Origin of the sequence: Rhodopirellula sp. MGV, from assembly GCF_002251265.1 — a bacterium.
GTDB lineage: Bacteria > Planctomycetota > Planctomycetia > Pirellulales > Pirellulaceae > Stieleria > Stieleria baltica_A.
This window is the reverse complement of record NZ_NPDI01000002.1, coordinates 94776-121486: the sequence shown is the minus strand read 5'-3', so window position 1 is coordinate 121486 and position 26711 is coordinate 94776. Positions and strand designations below refer to the sequence as shown.

At 56.3% G+C, this 26711-nt stretch carries 29 protein-coding genes; 25 read left to right on the top strand and 4 right to left on the bottom strand.

Features of this window, described 5'->3' with window-relative positions; translation table 11 throughout:
• Window positions 1-95: 95 nt before the first annotated feature.
• The 16 genes from CGZ80_RS01420 to CGZ80_RS01330 all read left to right on the top strand — a co-directional run bounded on the left by CGZ80_RS01420 (window position 96) and on the right by CGZ80_RS01330 (window position 13205).
• Window positions 96-515, top strand: coding sequence for a hypothetical protein (locus CGZ80_RS01420; protein WP_094410992.1), 420 nt, complete (start codon window positions 96-98; stop codon window positions 513-515).
• Complete coding sequence (locus CGZ80_RS01415; RefSeq protein ID WP_094410991.1) at window positions 515-1354, top strand: hypothetical protein; 840 nt, start codon at window positions 515-517, stop codon at window positions 1352-1354. Before CGZ80_RS01420 ends, CGZ80_RS01415 begins: the two co-directional genes overlap by 1 nt.
• Window positions 1347-2678 (top strand): replicative DNA helicase, encoded by a 1332-nt coding sequence (locus tag CGZ80_RS01410; RefSeq protein WP_094410990.1) that lies wholly within the window; start codon window positions 1347-1349, stop codon window positions 2676-2678. Before CGZ80_RS01415 ends, CGZ80_RS01410 begins: the two co-directional genes overlap by 8 nt.
• Before the next feature lie 2 nt (window positions 2679-2680).
• Window positions 2681-2974: a hypothetical protein gene (locus tag CGZ80_RS01405; protein ID WP_094410989.1), complete on the top strand. Its 294-nt coding sequence runs from the start codon at window positions 2681-2683 to the stop codon at window positions 2972-2974.
• A complete protein-coding gene (locus CGZ80_RS01400) occupies window positions 2971-3258 on the top strand; it encodes a hypothetical protein (RefSeq protein ID WP_094410988.1) in 288 nt (95 codons plus the stop codon). Before CGZ80_RS01405 ends, CGZ80_RS01400 begins: the two co-directional genes overlap by 4 nt.
• The gene (locus CGZ80_RS01395) at window positions 3245-3535 is read left to right on the top strand and encodes a hypothetical protein (RefSeq protein WP_094410987.1); all 291 of its coding nucleotides are present in this window, start codon (window positions 3245-3247) and stop codon (window positions 3533-3535) included. Before CGZ80_RS01400 ends, CGZ80_RS01395 begins: the two co-directional genes overlap by 14 nt.
• Window positions 3536-3638: 103 nt before the next feature.
• The gene (locus CGZ80_RS01390) at window positions 3639-4094 is read left to right on the top strand and encodes a hypothetical protein (protein WP_094410986.1); all 456 of its coding nucleotides are present in this window, start codon (window positions 3639-3641) and stop codon (window positions 4092-4094) included.
• A gap of 2 nt (window positions 4095-4096) precedes the next feature.
• Window positions 4097-4300 carry a hypothetical protein gene (locus tag CGZ80_RS01385; RefSeq protein WP_094410985.1) on the top strand — a complete coding sequence of 68 codons (204 nt, stop codon included), beginning with the start codon at window positions 4097-4099 and terminating at the stop codon, window positions 4298-4300.
• A gap of 58 nt (window positions 4301-4358) precedes the next feature.
• Complete coding sequence (locus CGZ80_RS01380; RefSeq protein WP_094410984.1) at window positions 4359-5402, top strand: phage major capsid protein; 1044 nt, start codon at window positions 4359-4361, stop codon at window positions 5400-5402.
• A gap of 3 nt (window positions 5403-5405) precedes the next feature.
• Complete coding sequence (locus CGZ80_RS01375; RefSeq protein ID WP_094410983.1) at window positions 5406-6155, top strand: head maturation protease, ClpP-related; 750 nt, start codon at window positions 5406-5408, stop codon at window positions 6153-6155.
• A 337-nt stretch (window positions 6156-6492) separates the two neighbouring features.
• A complete protein-coding gene (locus tag CGZ80_RS01370) occupies window positions 6493-9015 on the top strand; it encodes a tape measure protein (protein ID WP_094410982.1) in 2523 nt (840 codons plus the stop codon).
• Entirely contained in the window at window positions 9012-9386 is a 375-nt protein-coding gene (locus CGZ80_RS01365; RefSeq protein ID WP_143543687.1) for a hypothetical protein, read from the top strand. Before CGZ80_RS01370 ends, CGZ80_RS01365 begins: the two co-directional genes overlap by 4 nt.
• A 1047-nt stretch (window positions 9387-10433) precedes the next feature.
• Entirely contained in the window at window positions 10434-11213 is a 780-nt protein-coding gene (locus CGZ80_RS01345) for a hypothetical protein (RefSeq protein ID WP_143543686.1), read from the top strand.
• Window positions 11214-11327: 114 nt separating this feature from the next.
• On the top strand, window positions 11328-11843 hold the full coding sequence (locus tag CGZ80_RS01340) for a hypothetical protein (protein WP_094410976.1): 516 nt from the start codon (window positions 11328-11330) through the stop codon (window positions 11841-11843).
• A gap of 413 nt (window positions 11844-12256) precedes the next feature.
• Window positions 12257-12505: a hypothetical protein gene (locus CGZ80_RS27475; protein ID WP_143543685.1), complete on the top strand. Its 249-nt coding sequence runs from the start codon at window positions 12257-12259 to the stop codon at window positions 12503-12505.
• 43 nt (window positions 12506-12548) lie between these two features.
• A complete protein-coding gene (locus CGZ80_RS01330) occupies window positions 12549-13205 on the top strand; it encodes a hypothetical protein (RefSeq protein WP_143543684.1) in 657 nt (218 codons plus the stop codon).
• A 405-nt stretch (window positions 13206-13610) separates the two neighbouring features.
• Here CGZ80_RS01330 and CGZ80_RS01325 read toward each other — a convergent pair whose 3' ends face one another.
• On the bottom strand, window positions 13611-15188 hold the full coding sequence (locus CGZ80_RS01325) for an anthranilate synthase component I family protein (RefSeq protein WP_094410973.1): 1578 nt from the start codon (window positions 15186-15188) through the stop codon (window positions 13611-13613).
• A gap of 155 nt (window positions 15189-15343) precedes the next feature.
• Here CGZ80_RS01325 and CGZ80_RS01320 point away from each other — a divergent pair, with 155 nt between their 5' ends.
• Window positions 15344-15922: a class I SAM-dependent methyltransferase gene (locus tag CGZ80_RS01320; protein WP_233148160.1), complete on the top strand. Its 579-nt coding sequence runs from the start codon at window positions 15344-15346 to the stop codon at window positions 15920-15922.
• Between the two features lie 47 nt (window positions 15923-15969).
• On the opposite strand, the gene tsaD is transcribed toward CGZ80_RS01320, so the two are convergent.
• Window positions 15970-16992: a tRNA (adenosine(37)-N6)-threonylcarbamoyltransferase complex transferase subunit TsaD gene (gene tsaD, locus CGZ80_RS01315; protein ID WP_094410972.1), complete on the bottom strand. Its 1023-nt coding sequence runs from the start codon at window positions 16990-16992 to the stop codon at window positions 15970-15972.
• A 105-nt stretch (window positions 16993-17097) separates the two neighbouring features.
• Between tsaD and rpsL the strand changes: the two genes are divergently transcribed.
• From rpsL to CGZ80_RS01285, 6 genes are all read left to right on the top strand, one after another.
• Complete coding sequence (gene rpsL / locus CGZ80_RS01310; protein ID WP_094410971.1) at window positions 17098-17463, top strand: 30S ribosomal protein S12; 366 nt, start codon at window positions 17098-17100, stop codon at window positions 17461-17463.
• Between the two features lie 74 nt (window positions 17464-17537).
• The gene (rpsG, locus tag CGZ80_RS01305) at window positions 17538-18014 is read left to right on the top strand and encodes a 30S ribosomal protein S7 (protein ID WP_094410970.1); all 477 of its coding nucleotides are present in this window, start codon (window positions 17538-17540) and stop codon (window positions 18012-18014) included.
• Between the two features lie 178 nt (window positions 18015-18192).
• Entirely contained in the window at window positions 18193-20289 is a 2097-nt protein-coding gene (gene fusA / locus CGZ80_RS01300) for an elongation factor G (RefSeq protein WP_094410969.1), read from the top strand.
• 5 nt (window positions 20290-20294) lie between these two features.
• Window positions 20295-20891, top strand: coding sequence for a DUF456 domain-containing protein (locus CGZ80_RS01295; protein ID WP_094410968.1), 597 nt, complete (start codon window positions 20295-20297; stop codon window positions 20889-20891).
• A gap of 219 nt (window positions 20892-21110) precedes the next feature.
• Window positions 21111-21809 (top strand): LuxR C-terminal-related transcriptional regulator, encoded by a 699-nt coding sequence (locus CGZ80_RS01290; RefSeq protein WP_094410967.1) that lies wholly within the window; start codon window positions 21111-21113, stop codon window positions 21807-21809.
• A gap of 219 nt (window positions 21810-22028) precedes the next feature.
• On the top strand, window positions 22029-22853 hold the full coding sequence (locus CGZ80_RS01285) for a hypothetical protein (RefSeq protein ID WP_094410966.1): 825 nt from the start codon (window positions 22029-22031) through the stop codon (window positions 22851-22853).
• A gap of 16 nt (window positions 22854-22869) precedes the next feature.
• Here the strand turns inward: CGZ80_RS01285 and CGZ80_RS01280 are convergent, their stop codons facing one another.
• Both CGZ80_RS01280 and CGZ80_RS01275 read right to left on the bottom strand, forming a co-directional pair.
• Window positions 22870-23580: a YggS family pyridoxal phosphate-dependent enzyme gene (locus tag CGZ80_RS01280; RefSeq protein ID WP_094410965.1), complete on the bottom strand. Its 711-nt coding sequence runs from the start codon at window positions 23578-23580 to the stop codon at window positions 22870-22872.
• Window positions 23577-24473 (bottom strand): hypothetical protein, encoded by an 897-nt coding sequence (locus CGZ80_RS01275; RefSeq protein WP_143543683.1) that lies wholly within the window; start codon window positions 24471-24473, stop codon window positions 23577-23579. Before CGZ80_RS01275 ends, CGZ80_RS01280 begins: the two co-directional genes overlap by 4 nt.
• Window positions 24474-24672: 199 nt before the next feature.
• Here CGZ80_RS01275 and CGZ80_RS01270 point away from each other — a divergent pair, with 199 nt between their 5' ends.
• Both CGZ80_RS01270 and CGZ80_RS01265 read left to right on the top strand, forming a co-directional pair.
• Window positions 24673-25629: an RHS repeat domain-containing protein gene (locus CGZ80_RS01270; protein WP_158222501.1), complete on the top strand. Its 957-nt coding sequence runs from the start codon at window positions 24673-24675 to the stop codon at window positions 25627-25629.
• On the top strand, window positions 25619-26263 hold the full coding sequence (locus tag CGZ80_RS01265) for a hypothetical protein (protein ID WP_094410962.1): 645 nt from the start codon (window positions 25619-25621) through the stop codon (window positions 26261-26263). Before CGZ80_RS01270 ends, CGZ80_RS01265 begins: the two co-directional genes overlap by 11 nt.
• The last annotated feature ends 448 nt before the right edge of the window (window positions 26264-26711 follow it).

Here is a 26711-nt window from a genome sequence, read left to right as displayed (position 1 = left end):
CAAGTAGACGGCGGGGGCATGAATCCAAGTGTTGGTCCGAAGCTGGGGAGCGGGCGACCAACGAGCAAAGCAGCACACCGAAGACAGCGTACGAAATGAGTTTAGCAACAACATCACCGCCGACAAGCCAAACGCCAACGAGAACTACCGTCGTTGTTTCTGAGGCTGAAAGACGATCCGAAGCGATTCAGCGGTTCCTTGCCGAGGAAACCGCGACCCAGCGTCTTGTCGGCGATCGCGCCGTGGTCGATCGAATCATTCACCAATTGACGCGAGAAGGTTGGTCCGAAGCTGCGATCGGTCGCGTTTTAGACGCCCGGCTTTCCTGCATCTTTGAGTTGCTGGCCGCAGGGGCAGCTTGCTCCCGAATCGCCATCGAGAACGGCGTCGTCGTCGTAGAGGGCACGCAGGCCGAGTGGTACCGTCGCCGCCTCGCCCGATTCAATCACGTTCTAAGGCCGCACAACAAGTCTGTGGCGGCGTTCTACCAAGAGAAGCTTTCGCAGGCCGAGTGATGGAATACCCAAAGAACCGAGGGGCGTTTTTCGCGCACCGATTAGTGAGAGTGCTGTTCAAGAGTTGTGCCATCCAGGACATCGGGCACCATGCGGCGACCCTCATTATCCACATCGCCCACACCGAAGACTCGGCCCGATATCAGGGTGCGATTCGGTTCTGGAACAGCCAACTGATGGACGTCTTGGGATTCAAAAGCCCCAAGCAATTGAACGCCGCAAGGAACGCTGCGGTGGAGTCTGGATGGCTTCACTACGAACGCGAAAGCGGTCGAAAGGTGGGGCGATACTGGACCACAATTCCGCCGGAAGTTAGTCAGTTTGATGACTCTCCGATTGAGCCTATTCATTCCGAATCCGGAACGAATAGCGGAATGAATAACGGAACGAATAGCGGAAAGCTTTCCGAATCCGGAAAGGTTATTCATTCCGAATCCGGAACGCATTGCGGAATGCAAAGCGGAAAACCTTCTATACCTATCCCTTACCCTGAACATACAGGCGCGCGCACAAACGAAAACGACGACGATGCACCCGACGAGGGGAAGCCTGCAAGCGTTGGTCGCGTGGCCGAGTACGCGAAGACTCTCGACGCCAAGAAGTACCAAGACGCGACTCGATGCTGCGATGAGTTCTGGGACCACTACGAGGCCAACGGCTGGCGGCAGGGCAAAGGCACCGGGCGGAAGATCGTTAACTGGCAAGCGGCGTTCCGTGGATGGGTGAGACGGCAGAAGGGGTTTGGCGGTCACGCCCCTGACGACCGTGACCGCGTTGGATACGACACGCCAGTCATGATGGTGCCCCCGACGCGAAAGCGGGAGGCGACCAATGTCTGAGATCGAAACCAGCGTTGCCGAAATTGGGCTCATCAACTCGATGTTGCTCGCACCAGCGACGATCACCCAAACTTGCCTGACTGTCACCGAAAGCGACATCGTTTGCGAAGTTCGCCGAGAGTTGTTCTCGATGCTGGTCGACATGAACGAAGCAGGCGAGGCTATCCGCGACGAGGTGCTCGTCATGAGCCGGATTCGCGATAGCGGGCTCCTCGATCGACTCGGCGGCGTGAAAGGCTTCCGGCAGTACCAGAACGCCGAAGCGGCCCCCAACGCGAAGCTGTACGCGGCTGCGGTTCGACGGAACGCGGTACGCCGTCAAATCTGCCAACTCGCCAGCCAGTTTCAGGCGAGGGCGTACGATGGCGATCCTGGTGAGCTTGCCGACTGGCTTCGAAGTGAACTCGGCGCAATCGAATCACGGGCGACCGAGACGGTTCACATCTCGCAATTGAGCCAATGTTGTGCGGACCTGATCGGCGCGATTGAGCAAACGCAACGCGACGGCGGATCACCTTGCGTCCCAACTGGCATCGAGTGGTTCGACGCGGTTTATCGTGGACTGCAACCCGGTCGTGTGTATGTCATGGCTGCCCGCCCTGGCGTTGGCAAATCGGCGATGCTTCAACAGATTGCCGAGTTCATCGCATCGCATAGCCACGGGGCCCACTTCGTTTCGTTGGAAATGCCACGGGCGGAAATCGCATCGCGGTATCTGGCGAGACAAACCGGCATCAACTCGAAGTTCCTGAGCGGTCATACGGTTGACCTTGAACAACACGGCGGGCGACTCGTCGAGGCTGAGTGCGCTTCACAATCCATGCCGATGACGATCAGCGAGCCGATCGGGCGACGCGCTACGCTCAACGCAATTTGTGCCGAGGCTCGCGTCATGAAGGCGACCCACAACATCAAGTTGCTGGCCTGCGATTACCTACAAATCATCGAACCCGCAAACAGCAAACAGAGCGAGTATGAGCGGGTTTCTGAGGCGACACGAGCGTTCAAGCAGCTTTCGCGTGAACTGGGCATCCCGATTCTGTTGCTGAGCCAACTCAACCGTGAGACGGAAAAGGGCAAGGAAATGAGACGCCCTCGCAACTCGGACCTGAGGGGTAGCGGCAGTATCGAGCAAGACGCCGACTGTGTGATTTTGCTTCATCAGGAATCGAAGACCCGCGTTCACTTTCACGTCTCGAAAATGCGTGGCGCAGAGCGGGGCGAAACCTTCTTGAAGTTCGACGGGGCGACCTGCACGTTCAGCCCTGAACCGATCGAGGACGACCCCAAATATCACCCCGAGTTCGGCGATGGGGCGTGGTAGCTATGGCAAAGCAACCCACCGCACCGAAACCGGTCAGCCGGATGGCGCTGGTCGAGTACAGCAACCACCAAAAAATCCTTGCCGGACATGACCCCACGAACAAAACCGTGTTCGTCCTGCGGAAGACCGACGCCGGCGAATGGTACTTGTACCAAATCGAACTGACCGCACTCGATGAGGGACTGAGATCGTTCCTCTCCGCCGACGAATCCGAACACGACGAACTGCACAAGGCAATCTTGGCGACGATGCCGAGACCGAAACGAGCACCCAAACGAAAGCGAGCAGCCAGATGAACGCCCCGAATGACAAACGCGAGACACCGAGCTTTGAAGAAATCGACCAGCAACTTGACTTCATGGCTCTGGTTCTCGGTGCCCCTGACTTCGAACGCCTGAGCGGCGAGCAGCTTTGCGTATGGGTCAATCGAATGATCGACGAAATATTGCCGAGCGTCGAGATGGCCTCCAACCGCATGACACGTATCCACAGCCGAGCCGGTTCGATTATGGATCGACTCATCGAGGCCCAGGAGACCGCCCTGCGATCGCAAGGAGGCGACCGAGATGCGAAGCGGTGACACCTGCCCTGACTGCGGTGACATCCTGCGGGTGGACAACACCCGGACCACCGGCAGCCATAAAACGCAATATCTCAAATGCAAAGCGATTGCATGTAGCTTCACAGCGAAGGATTCGTTTTTAGTCGACGCACACGGACACCGTATCAACGAGATCGACGAATTGACGGCAGCGGTTACACGGTTGAGCAGTGAAAACCAAGCTCTCTTTGACCGGCTGGAACGCGCCGAGTTGTTGCTAGGCCAAGTGGTGAAAGCGATGCGAAATCGGGTTTAGCAGATTTGTAGTACGTCTACTAAACGCACTGACTTTTTTTAGGTGGACATGGTGCAGAATGGCCACATCGAAGTTACTTCCTCAATCACGGACAGAGACAGAAATGCATCACGCACAACGAGCAACTTACGCCGTCGCAATCGCACCAGGCCCCGCACTCGACAACGCAACCGCCACCGCGGTACCGGTCGACACCATTGGTGCCCGGTATTGCGAAATCTCAGTTCAGCTTGGCGCAACTGACATCGCGATGACCGCCTTGAAAGTCCAAGAATGCGACACCGTCGATGGAACCTATACCGACATTCCTGGTGCCGACTTCGACGGCGGAACCGACATCGACGGTGAGACGCTGGAACTACCAAGTGCAACCGATGACAACCAAACGTGTGTATTCCAAATCAACTTGGATAACCGACTGCGTTTCCTGAAAGTCATTGCGACTGCTGGCAACGGATCGGTTGGCACTTTCATCATGGCAGTCGCCCGGTTGAGCGAACTGCGAAGCGTGCCCGAAACCTCAGAGGAGACAGCGGACGGCGGCGTTCGCAGGATTTAATCATGAGCAGAGAAAGACGAATTCGATTGTTGGCGGACTGCGTTGGATTTCATCGCGGGCATGAAATGACGGTTGCCACTGGCCTGGCTGACCTGCTGGTTCAGCGAAAGCGATACGCCGAATACATCGACGAGGAAAAGCCAAAGTCGGTTGTGGCTGAACTGAAAGAAAAAGTCGCTAAGCGACGTGGACGAAAGAAGTCCTAATCCGCACCACAGCTAACCAAAAACGCAGTCAGCAACACACCTTTCACGGATAGAAAAAATGTCGGTCACACGAGAGCAACTAAACCAATTCCGAGACACCTACGGCCCGAAGATTTCGCGAATCGTCAAGGACGCTGGAAAGCAGCGTGCTTTTCATGCCGTGATGAATGAAAAGCGGGGCCCCAAAGCCGAATCGGGGAGCTTTGAGTATTACCTCGACCAAGCAATCACCACCGCAGTGATTCACCAAACGTCAAAAGTCAGTGTTGTGCAGAGGTTCAGCCATACGCAGCCCATCAGCGCCTGTGAAGCATTCGTCCCAACCTTGAACGACCGAACTCCATTGGTCGTGCATACCGCTAGAGGCGAGTCTGCAATCTTAGACCTGGAAAACCCTGGCGCAGCGGAGTTGAGAGTTGGCTCAGCGCTTGCAGACACGAACCGGCGAACCGTTTGTTTCAAGGTTTCAGAGGAGCTAATTGAAGACGCGGTTGACTTCATCGCAGTCTGCGCGTTTTCGGCTGGCGGAGCATTCGCTAAGGAACTTGACCGAATCGCTTTCGCAGGCGACCAAACCAAAGCGGACGGATTCGTTCTTGGCATCCTGAACGCTTTGCGGACGTCAAGCATCAAGCAAGCGGCATCCGGCCACACAAGCGTGGCGACTCTCGACTCTGCTGACTTTTCGCAAACGATGGGAAAGCTACCCGAGTTCAAGACGCCTGAAAAACCGCGATGGTTTATGAGCCGATCTATTTACGCCGAGTCGGTTCTTCGGCTGGCCGGAGTGAACGCCCTCCTTGCCGCCCCGCCAGAAGACGCAGATGGACTATTGTTTGGACACAAGGTTCATTTCATTGCGGGAATGCCGGATGCCACGGCGGCGGCAGGAACGCCGATTGCGGTCTTCGGGCACCTCAATCTGGGCAGCATTTATGCTGAGTACCGAGACGTGTCGTACACGCCGATTCCAGACTTCGATGAAGATCAGGTCGCGCTCAAATTCAAGAAGTTTGACGACTTCGTTTGCTGGGATCGTGGCACAAACGACCCTGCCGACCCTGCTGGTTCTCTCGTCGCGTTGCAGCTTGCGGAGGCTTAACCAATGGGAAGTCATTACCGGCCTTTCAACCTCCGCTCTGTACCACAGACCGTCCGCGACGGCAAGCAGCCGAACGGACACCAGCAGCGATACCAGATCCGAAACAACGCCGACGATCTTTCAATCCAGGTCTACGACACGATCGGCGAAGACCCGTACACAGGCGAAGGCGTTTCCGAAAAGACGATTGTGGACATGCTGGACCGCAACCGGCACAAGAACGTTAGCGTCCGAATCAATTCGTTTGGCGGCGACGTTTACGCGGGGCTGCTGATCTTCAACGCACTGGCCGCACATCCGAGGGCTGTAACCACCACGATCGAGGGCATTGCGTTTTCCGCTGCGTCTTACATCGCGCTGGCCGGGGACCGAATGCGGATGTTTCAAAACAGCGACTTCGGCATTCACCGTGCAAGCACGATCACCTGGGGCAACCGTCACGATCACCTTTCCACACTCCAATGGTTGGACACAATTGATGAACACCTCATCGACATCTACGAACGCAAGACTGGCAAGAGCCGTGCTCAGATCACAAAGTGGCTTGAAGGCACCAGCGACGGAACTGTCTTTAGTGCAACCGAGGCTAAGCGGCATGGCTTCTGCGACGAGATCATTGACCCCAAGGGGCCTTCGAATCGCGGGGCTAGAACGGCGGCTTCTTCTTCATCGAATCGGTCGTCCAGTGGCAGCACAGACACGGCCAGAAAGCTGCGACTGCTAAAGCTCAAAGCGGCGATCCGCCGTCTCTAGCGAGTCACCCACACCAACCTTTCGCGGAACGGCGACCCGTAGTCGCTGGGCCTGATCGGGGCAGCGTCGTCACCGCAGTCGAACGGCGCTGTCCCTATCGCACACACCCCACCATGACCACCCAGGGGCAGCAGGGTACCGGGGGGGGCGTTTTTTTCTGGGGGTCGAATGGCCACGACCTATCGTTGGCCCTTTCCGTCCGTGCGTGCAGCAAAATGATTTTTTTGAGAGCAAGTGTTCACGTAGTTCTGACCCCCTTTTGACCCTGTTGAAACGAGCGGAATCGTAACGAAAAACGCCGGAAACCGCACAGAAAAACAAAAAACGGAATGAAACGATGACAAACCTGAATGCCCTAACTCTCCGCATCAATGCGTCCACCGAGGGCGTGTCCAACGCCGTCCGTGTCGTGCGTGGCGACGTGAGCCGCATCAATGGCATCTTGCGATCGACCGCGACAGCGAGCGACAAAGCCAAACAGGCCCAGGAGTCGCTTGGAAATGTTTGGCACACCGGGGCCATCACTGCGGAAGAGTACGAGCGAGGTTTGGCGGCAATCAACAAGCGATATGGAGAGCAGTCCGAAGCTTCTAAGCGGGTTGACCAGTCTTTTAACCGAATCAAAGGTCTGATTGCTTCGACGACTCCGGTTATCGAGACGGCTAAAGGTCAGTTTCGTGACCTGCACACGGCGCTACGCAATGGCAAGATTACCCAAGAGGAATACACACGGGCACTCGCCAAAGTCAAAGAAGAAACGAAGCGAGCGAAGGACGAAGCTTCGGGAGCAGCCGAGGCGGCACGTCGGCAAGAAGCTTTGCAACAGCGGGTGCAAGCGGTTCTCGATCGTGCAGCACCAGCGGCGCATAAGCTTTCCACGCAGATGCGCGAATTGAGCTCGGAGTACCAGGCGGGGCGGGTATCGGCAGCGAATTATCATCGCGCGAGTCAGATGCTTTCTGCCGAGATGCGGACCGCCGCGCAGGCGTCGAAACAGGCCCAGTTTGCGAACCGGCGGCAGTCCGAATCGTTGCGAGAGCTTGCCGTGAAGGCGGGCGTTGTGACGTTGGCCTATCGCGGCGTGAGCAGTGCTCTCGGGGTTTTCAAGCGAGCGGGATCAACTGCACTGGGCCTCGAACAGACAGCGATTCAATTCGAAGTCTTCACCGGTTCAGCCGAGAAGGCCAAACGAATCCTAAACGACTTGAAACGTCTCGACGCCGATTCACCCATCTATGGCCTGCCGGAGTTGCAGCGTGCGGCCCAAGCGATGCTTGCCTATGGAGTTCGCGCCGATGGCGTAACGAAGCGAGTAGGACAGCTTTCGGCGATCTCGGCTGGCAACGCAGATGCCATGCAAAGCTTGTCACTTGCGTATGCCCAGGTGACCGCCAAGGGCAAGCTTATGGGTGAGGAGGTCCGTCAATTCGTCAACGCCGGATTCAACCCACTTCAGCAAATCGCCAAAGACACTGGGCGTTCGATGGATGACTTGACGTCCGCGATGGCGAGAGGCGAAATCTCGTTAGCGATGGTTGAAACAGCGATGGATAACGCGACGAGCGCGGGTGGGCGATTTTTCGGCATGAACGAAAGGCTGGCACAGTCAACTGGTGGCGCAATCGCAAGGTTGCAAAACGTCGTCGAAGTCACCGCGATGGACTTCCAGGCGAAGTTTCACCCAGCGGTACGGATGGCATCAACCTCGCTGGCCAACTCGATCGAACGAACACGGGACTGGGCTAACTCGCTGAGCCGAGGACAGCGGAACATGATGCTGTTCGTCGGATCGGTTGGCCCTTCCGTTGTCGTCGTCAGCAAGCTCGTCACCGTCGTGCAGCGGATCACAGCAGCGGTCAAAAACTGGACGAAGGCTCAACTGGCCCTCAATTCCGTGCTGGGCCCAGGCGGCTGGGTCAAGGCACTTGGCGGGCTCGCACTTGCGGCGGGATCGGTTATCGCCATCGACTACGCTTTGGAAGCGACGACTTCGACGGCGGAGGAGTTCGCAGTGGCGACCGCGAAAGCAGAGGCATCACTTAAAGGTGCAGCGACCGCAGCGACGGCAGCAGCAAGAGCCCAGAACGCTTACACGACGAGCCGCGGTGGCGGGAATGACATCGAACGAGGCAAGCTCAATCGGTGGTTGCTGGAACAAGAAACAGCGAAAGCGAGAGTTGCGCAGTCCACGCTCGACACAATGGAGCGGGCGAACGACCTTTTGCGAGAAGAACAGCGACTTCGAAAGCTTTCCGAGACTGACCGTGAGCGTGAAAAGCTGATTGCCCAGGGGGCAACAAAAACGCAGTTGCTCAACCTCGCCCATCAGCAAAAAGAGCGTCAGGTTCTGCGCGAAATCGAGGCGGCTGAAAAACGCCGAGTAGAGCTTGTAAACAAGCAGCTTGACTTGACCAAGCAGCGACGGGACTCGATTCTCGGCGAACGCAAAAGCCTTGCCGACGAAGCGAAGCGGGTGGCCGAATCTGTTCGGAGCCCGATTCAGCGAATCACGGACGAGTTGACGCGGTTGGAGACCATGCGGCAGTCCGGTTTGCTCGATCAAAGGACTTTCAACGCGGCGGCGGGGAATGTTGCTAAGGATTTCCGCCAATCGCAAGAGATCAAAGTTGAGTTACCGCCGACGATTGGCAAAGGCAGTCGCGAAGAGTATCAGATGATCGCTAAGGCCCAGAACGCGGCGGCACAGAAGCAGGCGAACGAGCATACGCAAAGGATGGCCCTTGCCACCGCACACAAACAGGCGGCAGTCGAAGCAACAAAGGCGATCCACGAAAGCAACCGGCTGCTCAGTCGGTTGGAAGAAGCTATTGAGAGGCTGGACGTGGGGGGTTCGGTTTGAGCGGACTATCCATCGCTGCACCGCAACCGGAAACGTTTTGCTCATCGCGTTACAACATGATCCTTGAAGCGAACTATCTGGTTCGCGTGGCCCAGTGGAGCATCGAGGATGCTTGCGACCTGATTGGGATTCCAAGCGAATCGTTCTACGTCTCCACCGAGACGCGACTGCCGTACACGCCGACGCCTGACGAGATCGAAGAAGCGATCGCAGCGATACAACGCGGTGAAGCCGACATCGACGGCAGAGCCGTGAAACGCCGACGAGAGGATGCGGCGTTCCGAGAATGGAATGAGTCGATCGACGAGTACGACCTGGGCGGTGATATCGAAGAAGATCACTACACGATGCCGAGTTGGTTTCGCGGGTGATCCGAAGGTGAAAACCCTAAAGCTGCTTTAGGGTTTCGTGACGCGATGAAGAAGCCAGGCAGGCGGTCAGACCTCGGTGACAATGTAACCGAGGTTCCACAAGCAAAGGGCAACAGCAAAGCCTACACGTTGTCCCGTCGAAGTGCATCGCGGTGCAGGAGGCTAGGGCGAATCCTGCGATGAAGCAGGGGCGACCATCAAAGGAGTCTATCGAGAAAGGTAGCGACACTACCTTTTCCGGCGAGCGTGGTTCCGACTATCTGCTCCGCCGTCTTGCCCGTGATGGGTTCGATGAGTTGCTCGACGCTTTTCGTCGGTCAAGTGAAGGTAAAAAACCCTTCACCCGCCGAGGGTTTTAGCTCGACGTCACGGTTCACCCACGGAGGCGACCCAAACTAGAAAACTCTAGTTTGCATCTGGCGAGCGAAGCCCAGTACCGACTTGCGAAAAGACGACGGCCTGACCATCGGGTTTAACAACTCCCACCACGTCTATGGGAATCCCCGTCGACCACAAAGGCATCTAATTATGGGAATCACCATAAATAGAATCGCCGGTCGTGCTCGTGATCTTTACGAAGAGCAGGCCAAGGAGCGGATGATGTCGGGGGTTAACCAACACACAGACAGCCCTCCGGTAAATTTACCGGAGGGCTCAAAAGGCGATGCCCGTGACCAAGCCGGCAGAGCATTCGGCGTCTCCGGCAAGTCGGTCGACTTCGACCCTGACCACCCCGGCGGATCGAGCTTGACGTTTTCGAACCGATCAGGCACATTGTTGTCTCTGTCAGGCCGTTGCGATTGCTTCAAAACAATCACGACTTGATCGACCGGTTGTTCACCCCGGCGATGACGAAGCCTAAGTCTAACCTCTTGACGATCAGGAAATGATTCAGTCCAGCGATGCGTGGACGGTGCGCAGAGCACTGACCCGCAATTGTGCGGATAGCAAAGCCCCATCCGGTCGGGAGTTAGACCCCGGCTTTTGAAGCGTGTCGCTGGACTGAATCGTGCGCACTCCGAACCTGAGTGCAGGGAGCAAATCCCAGTGTCCCAAGTTACAACCACGCAACTTCACAAGTTGCCCGCCCCGTTCGTTTCCATCGCGACGGCGGCCCAGCAATGCGGCGTTCATCGTCGCGTAGTCAATCGCCTCCTCGATCGCGGCCAGATCACCGCCCATGCGGTTGAAGGATGGCCGCACCGGGCGATCCACCGCGATGACCTGCCGACGATCACACGATTGACGGCAGCCCAGGCCCACCGCGACGTGGTGCGAAGTGAAACGCCCACCGCGACACCATCGGCACGGTTAAAGGGGCTCCAACGCTTTGAACAAGCTGCGGAGTCGTGCGGAGTCGGCACCGGCACTTTGATGAACTTCATTCGTCGCGGTCAAATCAAGCCCGTGATGATCGCCAAGGCGTCTCACATCCGTGTGCGTGACTTCGATCGGATTCGGGAGCTCGCATTCGACCTGCCTGCCCCTGGTGATCCGACGCCGGAAGAAATCGCCGAACGTTGTCGTCTGGTGCGTCAACGTGGATGCAGTGCCGATGCAGACGTCGAATCTGACGTCCTTGCGATTCTCGCCAAGCGATCGCTGTCTATCACCGAGATCAAGACACGGTTGAGCCGCAAACAGGCGGACACCCGTAGCACGCTCGAGCGATTGGTGTCATCCGGTGCAGTCATCAAAAGCGATGGCCCGCTCACCCGGTACTGCCGTGCCGGTTCCGATTCGATGCTGGAGTCCGCCGACCAGATTCTTTGCCGGTTCAGGCAGCGAGCTTGCACGAAGTCGAGAAGACGCTGCGTTGCGGCGTAGTGCAAGGAGTCAGAATCCTGACACCTTAAATGTGTCCCATGGGGCACAAAACCAACTGCGCACAATTGTGCGCAAATCACCCAACAACAACCAATTCAAACAACTGATATTCCAATGACCACGATCACCGCACCAAAAGCAAAGAACAGAAGATCAATTCAATTCACCCGCGACCAACGCGATGAACGGACCCGCATTTACGTCGCCACGTCGATCAACACCATGCACGTCTACCGGCACAGCGGCGCACCACACTTGGGGCTGCTGGTCGGGCGATCGGTTTTCCCGATCCTCGTCGGCTGGATTCATCACCGCATGGTTGCACCGACCGGCGGGGCTGGAACGTCACTCAACGCCCAACTCGAATCGCTTTACTCTCGCGACATCATCGACGAGGTGACTCACCTTGCCCTGCGTCGCGCTGCAGCGGCCCTTGGCGAATTCGGTAGCGGGCGTGACTTGGCTGACGTCATGGCGGCGTGCGACCTCTTGAACGCCCTCACGAAGACCGAAGCGTTCAGGGAGGCGGAAGCGAGAAGACTTGCCCAGGCCCAGGAGGCGGCATCGAGAAGACCGAAGCTCCTTCGCTGGGCAACTGCGGCGTGTGCGTTGTTCGCATTCGCCCGGTAGACGTCCGAAATGTCCACAATTGTGGACAAACAACCTAACCCACCGCAGGCCGGTAGCTGGCGTTTCGACGCTGGCACCGGCTTGTGGGCGTAGCGGCTAAATCCGTCGACACCGGTCGACACTTCCCCTGTTTTTACGGGGTTTTAGCCGCAAGTGTCGACTGTCGACCACGGTCGACACTGGTCGACAGAAATTGAATCACGACGCTGGGCGGCTGGTAACTGTCACCCAGGATGGCCGAAGGCCGCGCGACGACATCACGCCTTGCCGGCCACCAGAAGTATGTGTATACCCTTCCACGCAATTGCCGGCAGTGTGACTTCCGACCCGGCAACATGTTTGCATGTCAGCGAAATGCAGTAAAAATGCACCACTGGCAGCTAGATCGTGCCCATCACCTTTTGGAGAACTTCATGTCGTACGAGATTAAGCAAAAGCTCATCGCTGCCGCAGAAGAACTGCTGGACCGAAAGTTAACACAAGCCGAGGCGGACGAACTTTACCGCCGCTTTGAAAACGCTTTTGGCTCAAAAATTGAGCGAGCGACACAGACTCTCGGCTTAACCACCAACATGACCCCTGCCCAGATTCGGGCAAAACGCGCTAGCGATGATAACTGCGATCGCGTTATTGGTGACTTGGAAAATGTCCTGAGGAAGTAAGTTCATGTCCGGCCCTTTCTGGGAAAAGCTAGGCGAACCAGGCTTGTTAGGGTTCCTTGCGATTGTTGTTTTTATCGTAACAGTCGCAGGTAACGCTTATTTGCTTGTTGAGCGATTTTACAAGCTTCTTCCGGAAGTCAAAAAACTGAACTCAGAGATAGCTTCTGCAGCGGCTACAACGCTCAAGATGCTGCAGGACAGCAGAAAGGAATACGACGAGCAGCTTGAGAAATTCACAAGTGCTGCATCGACAATGGTCCGAATCATCGAGCGACAGAACCAAAGCCCAAGCGACAGTGACGCGGCAGAGCTTGATGAAGCACGGGAACAGTGTTGTGAATTGTATGGCAAGACGGTCACGTCACACTTGCGGTATGTCGAATTCGAGCACCTATATCACAAAGGCTCAGCTGAAAACCTTCAAGACTTCATTTACGATGACCTGCGTGAAGACCTCGACCGCTTTATTCATCGACTAGCCGTCCTGAACTCACCTGAATTGATTTCCCGAATTGGCGAACACCGTACGCCCCTCAAGGTAAGCCGCATCACGGTAAAGCCCTACTACCGCCTTGCGAATTCACTGCCTGAGCAATTACAAGAAGATGCAAAGGAGCGAATTTGGAGCAGCCTTCGAAAGCTCTTTGAAGCAGGGGGCGAGGACTTCGATCAGCCAAAATTTCACCCAATTGCTCAATGATCCAGTAGCACTGATTGCGACTCACGCAAAAGTGACTACAACCGCTACAACCAAAGACCACAAACTACAACCGTTTTTCGCTTTTGGAGCGGTTGCCCTAAGTGCTGAAACGCGGGAAATACGGGGCTAAAGAAAATCCCGAAAGCTTTAAGAGTCAGTTGCTCTACCAACTGAGCTATAGGGGCGTTTCGCTTGGTGAGCGTTCCGGCTGGTTGTAGATGGGAACGCTCGCGATTGGTTGATGACGCTTGGTCATCGTCGCGTGGGCAAGTTGGATGATTTGCCTGCGACGGGCGAGGTTTTAGCAAATTGATGGTGCTCGCGGAAGTCGTTTCGGCAGATTTCCCGGCGCCCAGTCCGCTTCCCGAGCGACTCACCCGCGAAAACCGGCCTTTTACGAGCGTTTTACGCCCCGCCGGACTCGGACAGCTGCCGCTTGATGATCGAATACGGGCCTAGCGAACGGAGCATTCCCTCCGCTTTCGCCCAGGTTTCGGCCTCTTCGGCCGCCGGCTCGCTGCGTGCCGTGATGCCGCCGCCGACGGGTATTTGCAGCTGGCCGCCGGTTGCGGTGATGGTGCGAATCAGAATGTTAAAGTCTGCTTGCCCCGAACAGCTGATGTAGCCCATCGAGCCACAGTACGGCCCGCGCGGGTTGGGCTCCAGCCGGGCAATGATCTTCATCGCTTCGATCTTCGGCGCTCCCGTGATACTGCCGCCAGGGAAACAGGCTCGGAGACAATCGACAATGCTGGATTCGGGCCGCAAGTCGCCTTCGACAACGGACACCAAATGCTGCACACATTCGTACCGTTCGAGCTGGCAAAGCTGCGACACCCGAACGCTTTCGTCGGTGCAAACCTGCGAAAGGTCGTTGCGCATCAGGTCCACGATCATGATGTTTTCGGCGCGGTCCTTTTCACTGGCCAACAGCTCTTCGCCATACCGTCGGTCGACGGCTTCATCGCCCGTCCTTGGCCGTGTGCCTTTGATCGGGCGAGTTGACACGTGGCTGTCGCGGATTTGCAAAAAGCCTTCCGGGGAGGAACTGAGCACGTGAAAGCTGCCGCCGTCATAAAAGCCCGACTGCGGCGCAGGGTTGGCTTGACGAAGCGACAAATAAAGCTGCTCCGGCAAGACGTTCTCCGGAGCGGTCAATCGCTGGGCCAAGTTGACTTGGAACGAATCGCCATTGCGGATCCCAGCGACGATCTGTTCTACCGCTTCACAGAACTCGCCTTCGGCAAAGTTGCTGGTGATTGGCACGGTGTAAGTCTCACCTGTTTCGTTGGCTTGCGAATCGGGAGTCGCGGCCTCACACCATTCGTCGTTCAACAAGGCAAGGATTTGATCGCGGCGTTCGGATGCGTTCTGTGCGAGTTGCTCGGTCGACAAAGTCGGCGGTGCGTCTGCCAGATCGCCAGCGAACATGTCACGATCCCAGCCTTGGCAGATCAACCAAGCTCGATGGGTGAAGTGATCGATCGCGATCGTCCAGTCGAACACGCCGAACGACATCGCGGGCGTCGGCAAGTCGTCTTGTTGGTTGAGGTGGCAGGTCGCCAGTTCTTGCGGCTCGATCCAGCGTGACGCTTCGTAGCCGATGATGCCCACCAGACCGCCTTGGAATGGAGGCAGCGAATCCTCGCCGCTACAAGAGCCGTCCGCTTCGACCAGGCAGCGCGGTGTCAGTCGGCTGTCAGGTAATCGCGCGGCAAGCTGACTGAGTGCGGGCCAGGGATCGGGGTCGTCAACGTGTGCGACCAGTTCGAGGATCGGGTCGGCGGTCAAGAACGAGTAGCGCGCGTGCGGGTTCAGGTTCAGGCCGACTTCGGTAGCTTGCTTGTCTGCTTTTTCAGTTTCCGGTTCCCCAGCCGATGAATCCAACCACACACGCCGGCCGAGCGGAGCCAGCCGCTGAAAGATCGCGACGGGATCAAGTGGCTTGTCGAGCGAGGTGACGAGCTGGGTGACCGAGGGCATGCAGGAACCGGCTGAAAAACTTGCAGGAAAATCTGGTGGCGTTTGCCTATAGGTTGACGTCTGAAACGAATGTTCTCAAGTTGTGACCACGGCACCTGGGGTCACGCACGCCAGACTGGCCGCATCTAGACGCATTCCCATCGGTAGGCAAACGCTTGAAAGATTCGATCGCATTCCTGAAAGAGTTTGCCAAGAACCCCACCAAAGTCGGCGCGATCGCCCCGAGCAGCCCTGGCTTGGTCCAGGCAATGGTCGACAGTTTTGACTGGTCGTCGGTCCGCGGGGTGGTGGAGTTCGGACCGGGCACGGGGGTGTTCACCGAAGGCGTGCTCAAACGATTGCACCCGGACGCCAAGTTCGTGGCGATCGAACGCAGCCCCGAGATGGTCGCGATCGCACGGCAGCGTTGCCCGCAAGCAAACATCGTCGAAGACAGTGTGACCAACCTGGACGCGATCTGTGACGCGGCGGGCATTGGCGAAGTTGACGCGGTGCTGTGTGGATTGCCGTGGGCATCGTTTCCTGATTCGCTACAACGCGAAATCATGAACGTCACACTCAACCGCATGGCCCCCGGGGCACGTTTCGCGACGTTCGCCTATTGGCAGGGCGTCGTGCTGCCTGCCGGACGACGATTTTCGCAGCTCTTGCGTTCCAGCTTTCAAGACGTCGGACGTTCGCACACCGTGTGGCGGAATCTGCCTCCGGCGTTCGTTTACCGCTGCGTGAAATAAAGCCGCTTGAACACGTGGCTGCCGCGTTGAATCGCCACGTGTGACGACTAATAACCGCGTTGCAGCCCGGCGGTGATGTCGAGATCCAGTTCTGCGTATTCGCCACGACGGACTTTCTCCAGCGCGATCGCTCCCATCGCCGCGTTGTCGGTACACAGTTCTGGTGGGGCGATGACCAAACGGAAACCGTGCTTGTCGGCGGCGGCTTGCAATTGGCGACGCAGTTCCGGGTTGGCCGCGACACCGCCTCCGACGATCAAGTGCGATGTTTTGTATTCCTTGACCGCACGCGTGCTTTTACGGACCAGAACGGCGACGACGGCCGCTTGGAATGAGGCACAGATATCGGCTTTGGCTTGCTGGTCTAGGTGACTGGCCGAGACGGTTTTGGCAGGCGGTGGTGCGATCGTGTAGCGGACGGCGGTTTTCAGCCCGCTGAAACTGAACCGATAATCGGGTGCGCCGATCATCGAGCGTGGGAAATCGTGCGCCTTGGGGTTGCCTTGCTGGGCCAGTTTGCTGACGGCGGGGCCACCGGGGAACCCGAGGTCCAACATCGCGCCGACCTTGTCGAAGGCCTCGCCAGCGGCGTCATCGATTGTGCCACCGAGGTATTCGAGGTCGAGGGGACTGGTGCAGTGATAGAGACTGGTGTGCCCGCCGCTGACGACCAAGCCGATGGATGGATAGACCGCTTCCTCGCTGGCCATTTGGCAGGCGTACAGGTGAGCGTGCAGGTGATTGATCGAAACGAGTGGCTTTTGCCAGGCAACGGCCAAAGTTTTGGCAGCGACAACGCCGACCAACAAGGAACCGGCAAGTCCGGGACGGTCGGCGACCGCGATTGCGGACAAATCATCGACCGACACACCAGATTTAACGATGGCGGTGTCAATGACGGGCAGGATTCGTTCCAAGTGGGCCCGTGCGGCGACCTCGGGGACGACCCCCCCGAAGCGCTCATGCAAGGTTTCTTGCGTCGCGATACACTGTCCCAAAACGGCCCCGGAGTCGGAAATTACGGCTGCCGCGGTCTCGTCGCAAGTCGATTCAAGTGTGAGAATTGTCATACTGAGAGCTTACCGTGAATCAGGCCTTGACACCAACGGGATTGGCCCGATACTTGCACGCTTCGAAACACGGAAAACGTACGGAATAACTACCAATCCAACCTCATGCCAACGATCAACCAACTCGTCCGAAAACGACGCAAAACCAAACGCAGACAAAGTAAGTCGCCCGTTCTGGAGAAGTGCCCCCAAAAGCAAGGGGTGTGTTTGCAAGTCCGGACGATGACACCGAAAAAGCCTAACTCGGCTCTTCGCAAGATCTCGCGGGTCAAATTGAGCAACGGGAAGGAAGTCACGGTTTACATTCCCGGTGAAGGCCACAACCTTCAAGAACACTCGATCGTCCTGGTCCGCGGTGGTCGGATTCGTGACCTTCCAGGTGTTCGCTACCAAGTCGTTCGCGGAAGCCGCGACGCATTGGGTGTTGACGGCCGTAAGCGTTCACGCAGCCGTTACGGGGCGAAGAAGTAATTCTTTGCCAGCGTTCGCAAACGCATTCACAATTCACCATCCGACACAACGCAAACGTTTAGAAAAGATCTGATATGGGACGGATCACTGCAAGTAAGAAGCAGATGAAAGGTGACCCGCGGCACGGGTCGCTGTTGGCAAGCAAGTTCATCAACTGCCTGATGCTGGACGGCAAAAAAACCGTCGCACAGAAAGTTTTCTATGACGCCTTGGAAGAAATCTCCAAGCGTGATGAGGCTGAAGGCCAAGAGCCAATCGAAGTTTTCGAGCAAGCACTTGAAAACATTAAGCCCTACATCGAAGTTCGCAGCAAGCGAGTCGGTGGTGCGAGCTACCAGGTTCCAATGCAAGTGAACCGTGCTCGTCAGCAAAGCCTGGCGATTCGCTGGATTTTGGAAGCTGTTCGCAGCAAGAAAGGTCGCCCAATGCACCTGAAGCTGGCCGACGAACTGATGTCCGGCTTCAAGAAAGAAGGCGTTGCCTACACCAAACGCGAAAACACGCACCGTATGGCCGAAGCCAACAAGGCGTTCTCGCACTTCGCATGGTGATCGGTTTTCCGGTCACAACCCACGCGACACAACTGTAAAGACATTCAACCGCGACCTCGGCATCCCCATGCCGGTGTCGCGGTTTTTTTGATCCCAGACAATCGACCAACGCATTCGCCTTCGACATGGCGGCCTCGGTCCAATTCCTATTTCCCATCCAGCTCGCTGATCTGCCCTCATGTCCGCTGACATTACCAAACTGCGCAACATTGGAATCATCGCCCACATCGATGCCGGCAAAACGACGGTCACCGAACGGATGCTGTTTCTGAGCGGGGCGAAGCACCGCGTCGGACGCGTCGACCACGGTACCACCGACACCGACGACGATCCGGAAGAACAAGAACGCGGGATCACGATCTTCAGTGCCTGTGTGAAGTACCACTGGGAAAACCACAACATCAACCTGCTGGATACCCCCGGACACGTCGACTTTACCGCCGAAGTCGAACGCTGTTTGCGAGTCCTCGACGGCGCGGTCGTTGTGTTTTCGGCACGTGAAGGCGTCGAGGCGCAAAGCGAAACGGTGTGGCGACAAGCTGATCGATACCACGTTCCGCGGATCGTCTTTATCAACAAGATGGACCGCGAAGGAGCCGATTTTGAATCGGTCTTCAACGACATCGAACCGCGTTTGGGAGGACGCCCCGTCGCAATCGAACTGCCCGTGGGGCAAGGCCCGGCGCACGTCAACGATCCCTTCCGCGGTGTCATCGACTTGGTCGACATGAAAGCCCTGCAGTTCGATCCTGAAACCGAAGGCAAAGCGGTTACCGAGACCGAGATCCCCGAGGAACTGATGGACGACGCGCTGCTGTGGCGCGAACAGCTTTTGGAAACGATCTGCGAAATCGACGAACACGCCATGGCATTGGTCATGGAAGATCAGGAAATCCCCGTCGACATGATCCGCAAAGCACTGCGCAAGGGCTGCATCGACCAAACGATTCAGCCTGTCCTTTGCGGTTCAGCACTTCACGGCATCGGCGTTCAGCCGCTGATGACCGCGGTCGGGCATTACCTACCAAGCCCGCTCGATCGTCCGCCGGTTGAAGGCTTTGATCCGAAGAAGCCTGAGAAGAAGGAAGTTCGCAAGCCTGATCCAAATGAACCGTTCAGCGCACTGGTCTTCAAAATCCAACCAGCCAAGACCGGCGACAATTACTGGATTCGAATCTATAGCGGCACGCTGAAACAGAACTCGCGTGTTTACTGCCCCAACCGTGACAAGAAAGAAAACGTCGCGCAGCTGTGGCAGATTCACGCATCCAAGAAAGAACGCGACGGCCAAGTCGAGTCACTCGGTGCGGGTGATATCTGCTGTGTGATTGGACCACGCTTCGCGATCACCGGTGACACGTTGTGCGATACGTCGAAGGACCAGATCGAACTTCCAAGCATCAAGTTCGCCGACACCGTCTTGTCGATGGCGATCGAACCCGAGAACACGGGCGACCGCAAAAAACTGGAAGACACGCTGGACATGCTGCGACGCCAAGACCCGACCTTCAAGGCGGTTGATAACGAAGAGCTTGGCCAAACGCTGATCAGCGGGATGGGCGAACTGCACTTGGAAGTGATTCAGCACCGACTGACGCGTGACTTTGGTTTGAACGTCAAGTTCTATAAGCCGCGCGTAAACTATCGCGAGACGATCGGTGGCAAAGCGGACATCACCGGTGCATGCAATCGCCAGATAGGCGCGTCGCAAATGTTCGCACGATTGAAAGTCCGCGTGCAACCGACCGACGATCCGTCATCGGCGCCGCTGGTATTCGATCGTTTGCCGCCGGATTGCCCGCTGTCCAATGACGTGCGAACCGCGGCGATCCAAGAACTGCGTGACCGAGCGGAAGGCGGCGGCGTATTGGCCGGTTTCCCATTGTCGGGAATCAAAATCGAAGCCTATGACGCCGAAGTCCACGAAGAAGGCAGTGACGAAATCGCATTCCGCATTGCAGCGGGTGACGCGTTCGACAAGGCACTGCACGAAGCTGGCCCGGTTTTGTTGGAACCGGTAATGAAGGTTGAAGTCACCACGCCGGATGAATACATGGGCGAGCTAGTCGGTGACTTGCAACAACGTCGTGCCCTGATCGCGGCGACGGAATCACGTGGTGCGATGACAGTGATCACGGCAAACGCGCCCCTGAAGGAACTATTCGGTTACTCGAGTGCCGTTCGCAGCCTGAGCCAAGGCCGCGCCGGTAGCAGTATGGAACCGTTGGGTTATCAACCGGCGCCGAAAGAAGACCTCGAAGCGTTCCAGTACTAATCAACGTGATCCAACTCCCAACCGAATCAACCGCCATAATTGCCGAGGCATCGCTGATGACAGACATCGGCGTTCCGATTGCGGCAATGGGGTTGGTACTGGCATGCGTGGTTAGTTGGCTGACCAATTTGATCACATTGCCAGGCAACTGGATTTGCGTCGTGATGATTGGATTGTGGGTTTGGCTTGGCCCTGAATCAGGCCGGCTTTCAATTGGGCTGGTGACACTTGGCGTCACCTTTGCGATCGCGTTTTTCGGTGAAGTCGTCGAGTTCATGGCGTCAGCCGCTGGGGCCAAGAAAGCGGGTGCGAGTACCAAGTCGACGATTTACTCGATTGTTGGATCGCTCGCGGGTGCGATTTTTGGTGGGATCATCGGAGTGCCAGTTCCTGTCATTGGACAAGTGATCGCAGCCATCTTGTTTGGCGGACTCGGTGCGGCAGCCGGCGCGATGTACGGCGAGTGGACTGACGGTCGAGACTGGCGTGAAAACTGGACCGTGGGCAGAGCCGCATTCCTGGGCAAGCTGTTTGGGACGGTGGGGAAGTTCAGCGTTGGATTGATGATCATCGTCGCGACCGTGATCGCGCTTTGTGTTTAGTCTTGCGCTCATTTCGTTGAGACAGACACGCCGCCGGTGACTCCTCCTGGCACTGAGGTCCTCTGAACTCACGTCAACACCCCTCCCTAGAGCCACACGCACCTTCTGGAGAAAGCGAAAGGCGTTTTTTTCGCAAATGTTCCGTAGCTAAGCGGCGGGATCTGGCCATCAGCATTGCTCCTCCTTGGTAGAGAGAAAGCCTGCCGATTGAGGAATGCCATGGCATACATTGGAGCGACATCAGATCTGCCACGAATCACCGACTTCGTGGCCCCAATCGTCTTCTTTTCGCAAGACGCCACCGGTGTGATCACATTAGTCAGCGACTCGGTCCAGGAAGTTCTCGGCTTCCATCCGGATAACCTGATCGGTCGACCACTAACGGCGATCCTAAATCCGGATTGCCAGATCAATGAGTTCGCGGGCATTGGCAGCGACAGTCCGTCCACTCATGTCTTGATGAGCGTGATTCGTGCGGACCGCCAGTCGCGGATCTTGTCAATGCGACGCAACCGCGTTGTCCCCAGCGACCTCGAAGTCCGCTTTCACAATATCGTGATCGACGTGACCGACGAAGTCCGCCAGTTCCAAACGATGAGCACGCGGCTGCAAACTCTTAACGCGATCGACAAACGCCTGAGTGAACAGGAGCACCAGGTTGCCGAGCGCATCGTGATTGGAATGTTGAACCGCGAAATTGCGGACGACTTGAAAGTTTCTGAACGTACCGTCGACCGACGCCGCGCGTCCATCATGGAACACTACGGTGTCGACTCTGCGGCCGAACTGGTTTCGCAACTTGCCGAGCAGTCTTTGCTGAAGACGCTTTTACAAACGGCCAGCCAGTCGAGTTGGCGGAACGCAAGTAACGCGCACCAATTGTCGCCTGGCGTCGCACAGCTTAGCCGCAGCGCCTGACAAACTTAGAATCGCCAGCGTTTTTTCGACGATACTTTCACGTCCAGTCTGCGGATTGGCGTGGATTGATCTGGATATCTCTTGAGACGAGTTTGCGGTAAAACAGAGCGAACTGTCGGACAGACGTCGTATGGCATTTCTGTCAGCGCCGAATTCTCTGTCTACGCCAGATTCACGGCACAGCAAACTCTCGATTACCTCGTGAAGGGATTCGTCTCGATGTCAAACGCATTTGAACCTCAATTTACCGATGAGCCGGTCCAAATCCAGCGTTCTGGCACCGGTAAAGGCTGCCTGATCGGCTGTCTGATCGCAGGGGGCTTATTCGCCGCCGCTTGTATCTGTGCCGGTGTTGGGGCGTGGATGTTTTTCACCAACGTGCGTGATCAATACACATCGACCGAACCAATGGATCTGAAAACGGTTGAGTACAGCGACGAAGAGATGAAGACGCTGAAGAACCGCATTGAAGGATTTCGACAAAAGCTGAATGCTGGTGAGACGCCCGAACAAGATCTCGAATTGACGGCGGACGATATCAACGCATGGATCTCGGCAGACGAGAAATTAAAAGGCAAGGTATTCGTACGGATTGAAGACGATCAGGTCCGCGGTGACGTCAGTATGCCGCTGGACGGGCTGCCAATGGGATCGGGCCGATATTTCAACGGCTCGGGAACATTTGATGTGTCGATGGAAAACGGCGAGCTGAACGTTCGGATGCAAAAGGCCGAAGTCAACGGCGAGCCAGTTCCCGAACCCTTTATGGAAGGTATGCGTGGCGAGAACTTGGCCAAAGAGTTCAGCAAGCAGCCGGAAAACGCGGAGTTCCTCAAGAAGTTTGAAGACATCAGCGTCAAAGACGGCAAGTTCATCCTGCGAGCGAAACGTGACACCGGCGAGAACGATGAATCGGTTTCGCCCAACGAAATAGAAGCATCTGTTGAAGCGGAAGACGACACGGAAGGCAGCGATGAAACCCCAGCAACGGATGCTGACACATCATCGGATACGACTGAACCAGAGCCAGCGACAGCAAGTTAGCTCGAAGGCCGCTCGGTCAATGTTTTGCCAGACGCGGCACGCCTTCGAACAATGCCGATCCGATGCGAACCAAGGTCGCACCGGCGGCAATTGCTTCGGGGTAATCGCCGCTCATTCCCATCGACAGTTCGGGAAGTTCCAAGCCCAAGTCGCTTTGTAAGTCATCACGCAGTTTGGCAACTTCGGCGAACTGTTTCCCGGCTTCGTCAGCTTCGGTCCCCCAGCCTGCCATCGCCATCAACCCGCGAATCCGAATCGCGTCCCATTTCTGCAACGTGGCGAGACGTCGGACCTCATCGGGTGGCAGCCCGGTCTTTGCTTCATCACCACTGATGTTGACTTCCAGCAAGACATCCGTGGTACGGGATTGCAGCTTCGACTCATCCTCGATTGCCAACAACAAACGCTCGCTATCGACCGAATGAATGAGCGGCGAATGCTTGAGCAAACGCCTTACCTTATTGGTTTGCAGGTGACCGATCATGTGCCACTGAAAATCTTGTGGCACGACAAGGGATTCTGCTTTTTGCCAGAGCACCTGCGGCCGATTTTCGCCCAGGTCACGGCAACCCGCATCGACGAGACATTGCGTAGTAGGAGCGTCGACGTACTTAGAAACGCCGACCAAGCGGACCGAGTCTTGGGGGCGGCCAGCGGACCGAACCGCTTCGCCCATTTCAGTGATCACGTTCTGATAGTTGACTAGGATCTGTTCGGAGACATTCATGTCGATTCTTCGTTTCCTTCGACAACGATCAATTGTTCCCAGCTTTGATCGTGAGCTTGAAAGCGGGCTGCAAAAAAGTCGGTGATCATCTGCTTGCCGAAGAAGGATCGGGGACCACCTTCATGAAGCGAGCGATACAGGATCCATTGTGACGTGCCACATTGAATCCGAAAGGACGCGGCGGCTGATCGCGGCAGCGTGTTCAAATTTTCTCCGACGGCCAACTGTCGCCAAGTGCGCCGCGACTGGAACCGCTTCTTTGCGAGATCGATCCAAAGGGGCGAATAGAGTTGCCCCGAGGCGCTATCAGAAAGCAACAAATTGCCTTGGTTGGTCACCGTCAGTTTTTGGGCACTTCGGCTTGTCCGCCATTCATCAGCCTGGAGCGGCAATAGCAAAGCCTGTGGCGAGTCATGATGCAGGAACACTTCATTGACATCGTCATCGGGTTCACAGCGGACGTCATCGCAAACCGGCAAGCGGGCGAAGTATTCGATCTGACGGTTGGCGTTGTCAGGCTCGCCTAAATAGTCTTGCTGAATCACTGCGTCGGCGAACATGCAGCAACGGTCTTCCCGTAGCAACGCGATTTGTCGCTGCACCGAAAACCCGAGCTCGTACGCTTGCTCGAACTCGAGATAGTGGACGTCTTCGTCGCTGTACTCGCACGTGAGCTCCCAATCCGAACCAGGAACGAGCGACTGCCCATCGACGACCAATTCACATTCGAAATGCCCCGACAACAATGCTGATTTCCCGGTGGCCAATTCCAAGTGCATGTCTTGGCCGTGGTAGCGGACAAACACACGGCCGCGCCGAGCATCCCAATCGGGCAGCATGCAGGCCAGCTTTGCATGCTCGTGATGCAGCATCGGGTCGGGCAGGTTTGCCATCCAGGTTAGTCGCCGTGACGTACTCTGTTTGCCCAGCAACGCATCCAGCGCGGGCTCGAATGTCTCCCGGTCAAATTCCGTCGCCTGTTGCAACAGACCACCGGCGCCGAAGTCGGACGCGAGTTGACTGTCTGGACGCTTGCCTTGTCACGAGGTGAAGGAAGTAACGCTTGGACCGCTACCACAGGTTCGCATGCGAATGGTTCGCGACGAGTCGACATCGGCGCCGGTGGCGTCTTACATCGACGAACCGGTCATGCGGTCAGGAAGCGGCGGCAACAGGTACTACCATCGCAACCAACAGTACAGCATCACCGCGCTGACGGATTCGTCGGGTACGATCAAAGAACGCTATGCCTACGACGCCTATGGCAATCTGTCGGTGTTCGATGGGAGCGGGACGGCACGTACGGCGACGGCCGAGGGCAACCGCTACACCTATACCGGCAGGGAGTGGGACGACGAACTGTCGCTCTATCACTATCGGGCTCGGATGTACGACCCGATGTGCGGGCGGTTCTGCTCCAGAGATCCAATTGGGTTTCGCGGAAGCGCGCACAACTTGTACCAATTCATCGACTCCGATCCGCTTGCAAGTACCGATCCATCTGGCCTTGTTGCGTGCAAATGCCAGGTTACGTTCTCGGCGAACCTCTTTTACAAAAAAAAGGGTAAGTGGGTTCCTGATGACCCCGCTTCAATTGGTCCGTATACCGCAGGCTCAAAACCGTTCTTTGGAGTGGCCACTTGTTCGCTTGCAGCGAAGACTACCGTTTACGGAAAATCTGCATATGGACTCAAAAAGGGCGGAGTAGCTCTTGGTAAGTTTGACCAAAAGTTCGACATTTCCGTTTCGGTCACTTGCTACAAGAAACCATGTCCGTGCAATCATCTCACGGTCGACGCATCTTTGACAAATCTAGATTTCTGGTTTGTAGATGCAGTGAATAGTTGGGGGAAGGGAGTCGGAACATATATTTACGGAGGCTTATTTAGTCCGAAACCTGCAAACTTCCACTTGTCGTCGATCGTTGGACCTGCGCCGAATCCAGTAGGCGCGGATTGCACTGACACGATCAAAGTGCCGATTAGCGACGGACTTCCGCTTGTTTACGGTGTTTCTGGAAATGTTACGGTGGTAATAAATGTTTTCTAAACTGACTCTTTGGTTTGTCATTGGATGCTCGGCGGTGAGTTGGTGCACGACCGCGAAAGCAGAAGATCAAGCCATTCTGGTATTGACAGTGGATCCCTTCGAATCGGCGAGAGCGAAACCGCCCGATGAGATTTTTGGGCGATGGGAGAAAAACGTGCAGAGTCCTGACGGTTTAGGGTCTGTTAAGCTTCTTGTTACCCCAGGGCCAGACAATCTTGTTTCGATTCGGCTTGAAAGTATCGCATGGTCATTGGATTTTTGGGTGTCTTTCTACAGGTTGGAAAGAACGACTATTGGTGTTGCACAAATTGCATCTTCTACCTCGGATGCATTTCATTTACGGTACACTCACCTGCCCGCTGTTCATGTTTTAAAGATTTCAGCAGAGGGCGAGGAGCTTAAGATTGCTGCCAGTAACAAACGGGCAGTCGATGATTTGCACGGTGACAACGTTATGACCGTTTCATTGTCGGCGGGTAGGGTGTTGTTGGCAGGCGAAAACAGTGATGTTGAAAAGGCTTTGAACAGGAGTCTTTCCGCAAATTCCTTTTCGGAAGCGACATTTACGTTCGTTCGGGAGAAATCAAACAGGACGGCGGGAGTTTCGGAGAAAGGACCGGGTGAATCGGAGTGAAGCGACGCTTCAACAAACGAATGGCCAATTGGTGCCACTCAAAAACTTGATGCGTCGTGACGCGAACAGCGATGGAAAAGGAAAAAGGTGTCAGGACTCTTAAAAGAGGATTCCGGCTAATTTGCGGATGATGCCACCCACAAAACACGACGGAGTCAAGTTAGCTCGTCGGTAGCCGATCGGTCGCGATAGCGGTATTGCCACCTCAATACCGGACGGGATGCTTGCACTGCTGGATCAGATCACCCTCGCTAAGTCGATTTGGGCAACAGTCTGCTACAATCTCGGTACCTGCCGTGCAAGAAGATAAACAGGCGCGGACGCAATATCACTTGGCTCGGCGTCGAGGGAAATGAGCTATTCTTGCAAAGGTGATCGCCAGGCTGTCTGTGTCGGTGATAGCGAGGTGTAGCCCAGGTATAGCACCGGCGAAATTTATGAAAACAGC

Coding starts and splice junctions, on each gene's coding strand:
- CGZ80_RS01420 (WP_094410992.1), top strand. CDS start 96: ATGAGTTTAGCAACAACATCACCGCCGACAAGCCAAACGCCAACGAGA.
- CGZ80_RS01415 (WP_094410991.1), top strand. CDS start 515: ATGGAATACCCAAAGAACCGAGGGGCGTTTTTCGCGCACCGATTAGTG.
- CGZ80_RS01410 (WP_094410990.1), top strand. CDS start 1,347: ATGTCTGAGATCGAAACCAGCGTTGCCGAAATTGGGCTCATCAACTCG.
- CGZ80_RS01405 (WP_094410989.1), top strand. CDS start 2,681: ATGGCAAAGCAACCCACCGCACCGAAACCGGTCAGCCGGATGGCGCTG.
- CGZ80_RS01400 (WP_094410988.1), top strand. CDS start 2,971: ATGAACGCCCCGAATGACAAACGCGAGACACCGAGCTTTGAAGAAATC.
- CGZ80_RS01395 (WP_094410987.1), top strand. CDS start 3,245: ATGCGAAGCGGTGACACCTGCCCTGACTGCGGTGACATCCTGCGGGTG.
- CGZ80_RS01390 (WP_094410986.1), top strand. CDS start 3,639: ATGCATCACGCACAACGAGCAACTTACGCCGTCGCAATCGCACCAGGC.
- CGZ80_RS01385 (WP_094410985.1), top strand. CDS start 4,097: ATGAGCAGAGAAAGACGAATTCGATTGTTGGCGGACTGCGTTGGATTT.
- CGZ80_RS01380 (WP_094410984.1), top strand. CDS start 4,359: ATGTCGGTCACACGAGAGCAACTAAACCAATTCCGAGACACCTACGGC.
- CGZ80_RS01375 (WP_094410983.1), top strand. CDS start 5,406: ATGGGAAGTCATTACCGGCCTTTCAACCTCCGCTCTGTACCACAGACC.
- CGZ80_RS01370 (WP_094410982.1), top strand. CDS start 6,493: ATGACAAACCTGAATGCCCTAACTCTCCGCATCAATGCGTCCACCGAG.
- CGZ80_RS01340 (WP_094410976.1), top strand. CDS start 11,328: ATGACCACGATCACCGCACCAAAAGCAAAGAACAGAAGATCAATTCAA.
- CGZ80_RS27475 (WP_143543685.1), top strand. CDS start 12,257: ATGTCGTACGAGATTAAGCAAAAGCTCATCGCTGCCGCAGAAGAACTG.
- CGZ80_RS01325 (WP_094410973.1), bottom strand. CDS start 15,188: ATGCCCTCGGTCACCCAGCTCGTCACCTCGCTCGACAAGCCACTTGAT.
- tsaD (WP_094410972.1), bottom strand. CDS start 16,992: ATGACAATTCTCACACTTGAATCGACTTGCGACGAGACCGCGGCAGCC.
- rpsL (WP_094410971.1), top strand. CDS start 17,098: ATGCCAACGATCAACCAACTCGTCCGAAAACGACGCAAAACCAAACGC.
- rpsG (WP_094410970.1), top strand. CDS start 17,538: ATGGGACGGATCACTGCAAGTAAGAAGCAGATGAAAGGTGACCCGCGG.
- fusA (WP_094410969.1), top strand. CDS start 18,193: ATGTCCGCTGACATTACCAAACTGCGCAACATTGGAATCATCGCCCAC.
- CGZ80_RS01290 (WP_094410967.1), top strand. CDS start 21,111: ATGGCATACATTGGAGCGACATCAGATCTGCCACGAATCACCGACTTC.
- CGZ80_RS01285 (WP_094410966.1), top strand. CDS start 22,029: ATGTCAAACGCATTTGAACCTCAATTTACCGATGAGCCGGTCCAAATC.
- CGZ80_RS01280 (WP_094410965.1), bottom strand. CDS start 23,580: ATGAATGTCTCCGAACAGATCCTAGTCAACTATCAGAACGTGATCACT.
- CGZ80_RS01275 (WP_143543683.1), bottom strand. CDS start 24,473: ATGGCAAACCTGCCCGACCCGATGCTGCATCACGAGCATGCAAAGCTG.
- CGZ80_RS01270 (WP_158222501.1), top strand. CDS start 24,673: ATGGTTCGCGACGAGTCGACATCGGCGCCGGTGGCGTCTTACATCGAC.
- CGZ80_RS01265 (WP_094410962.1), top strand. CDS start 25,619: ATGTTTTCTAAACTGACTCTTTGGTTTGTCATTGGATGCTCGGCGGTG.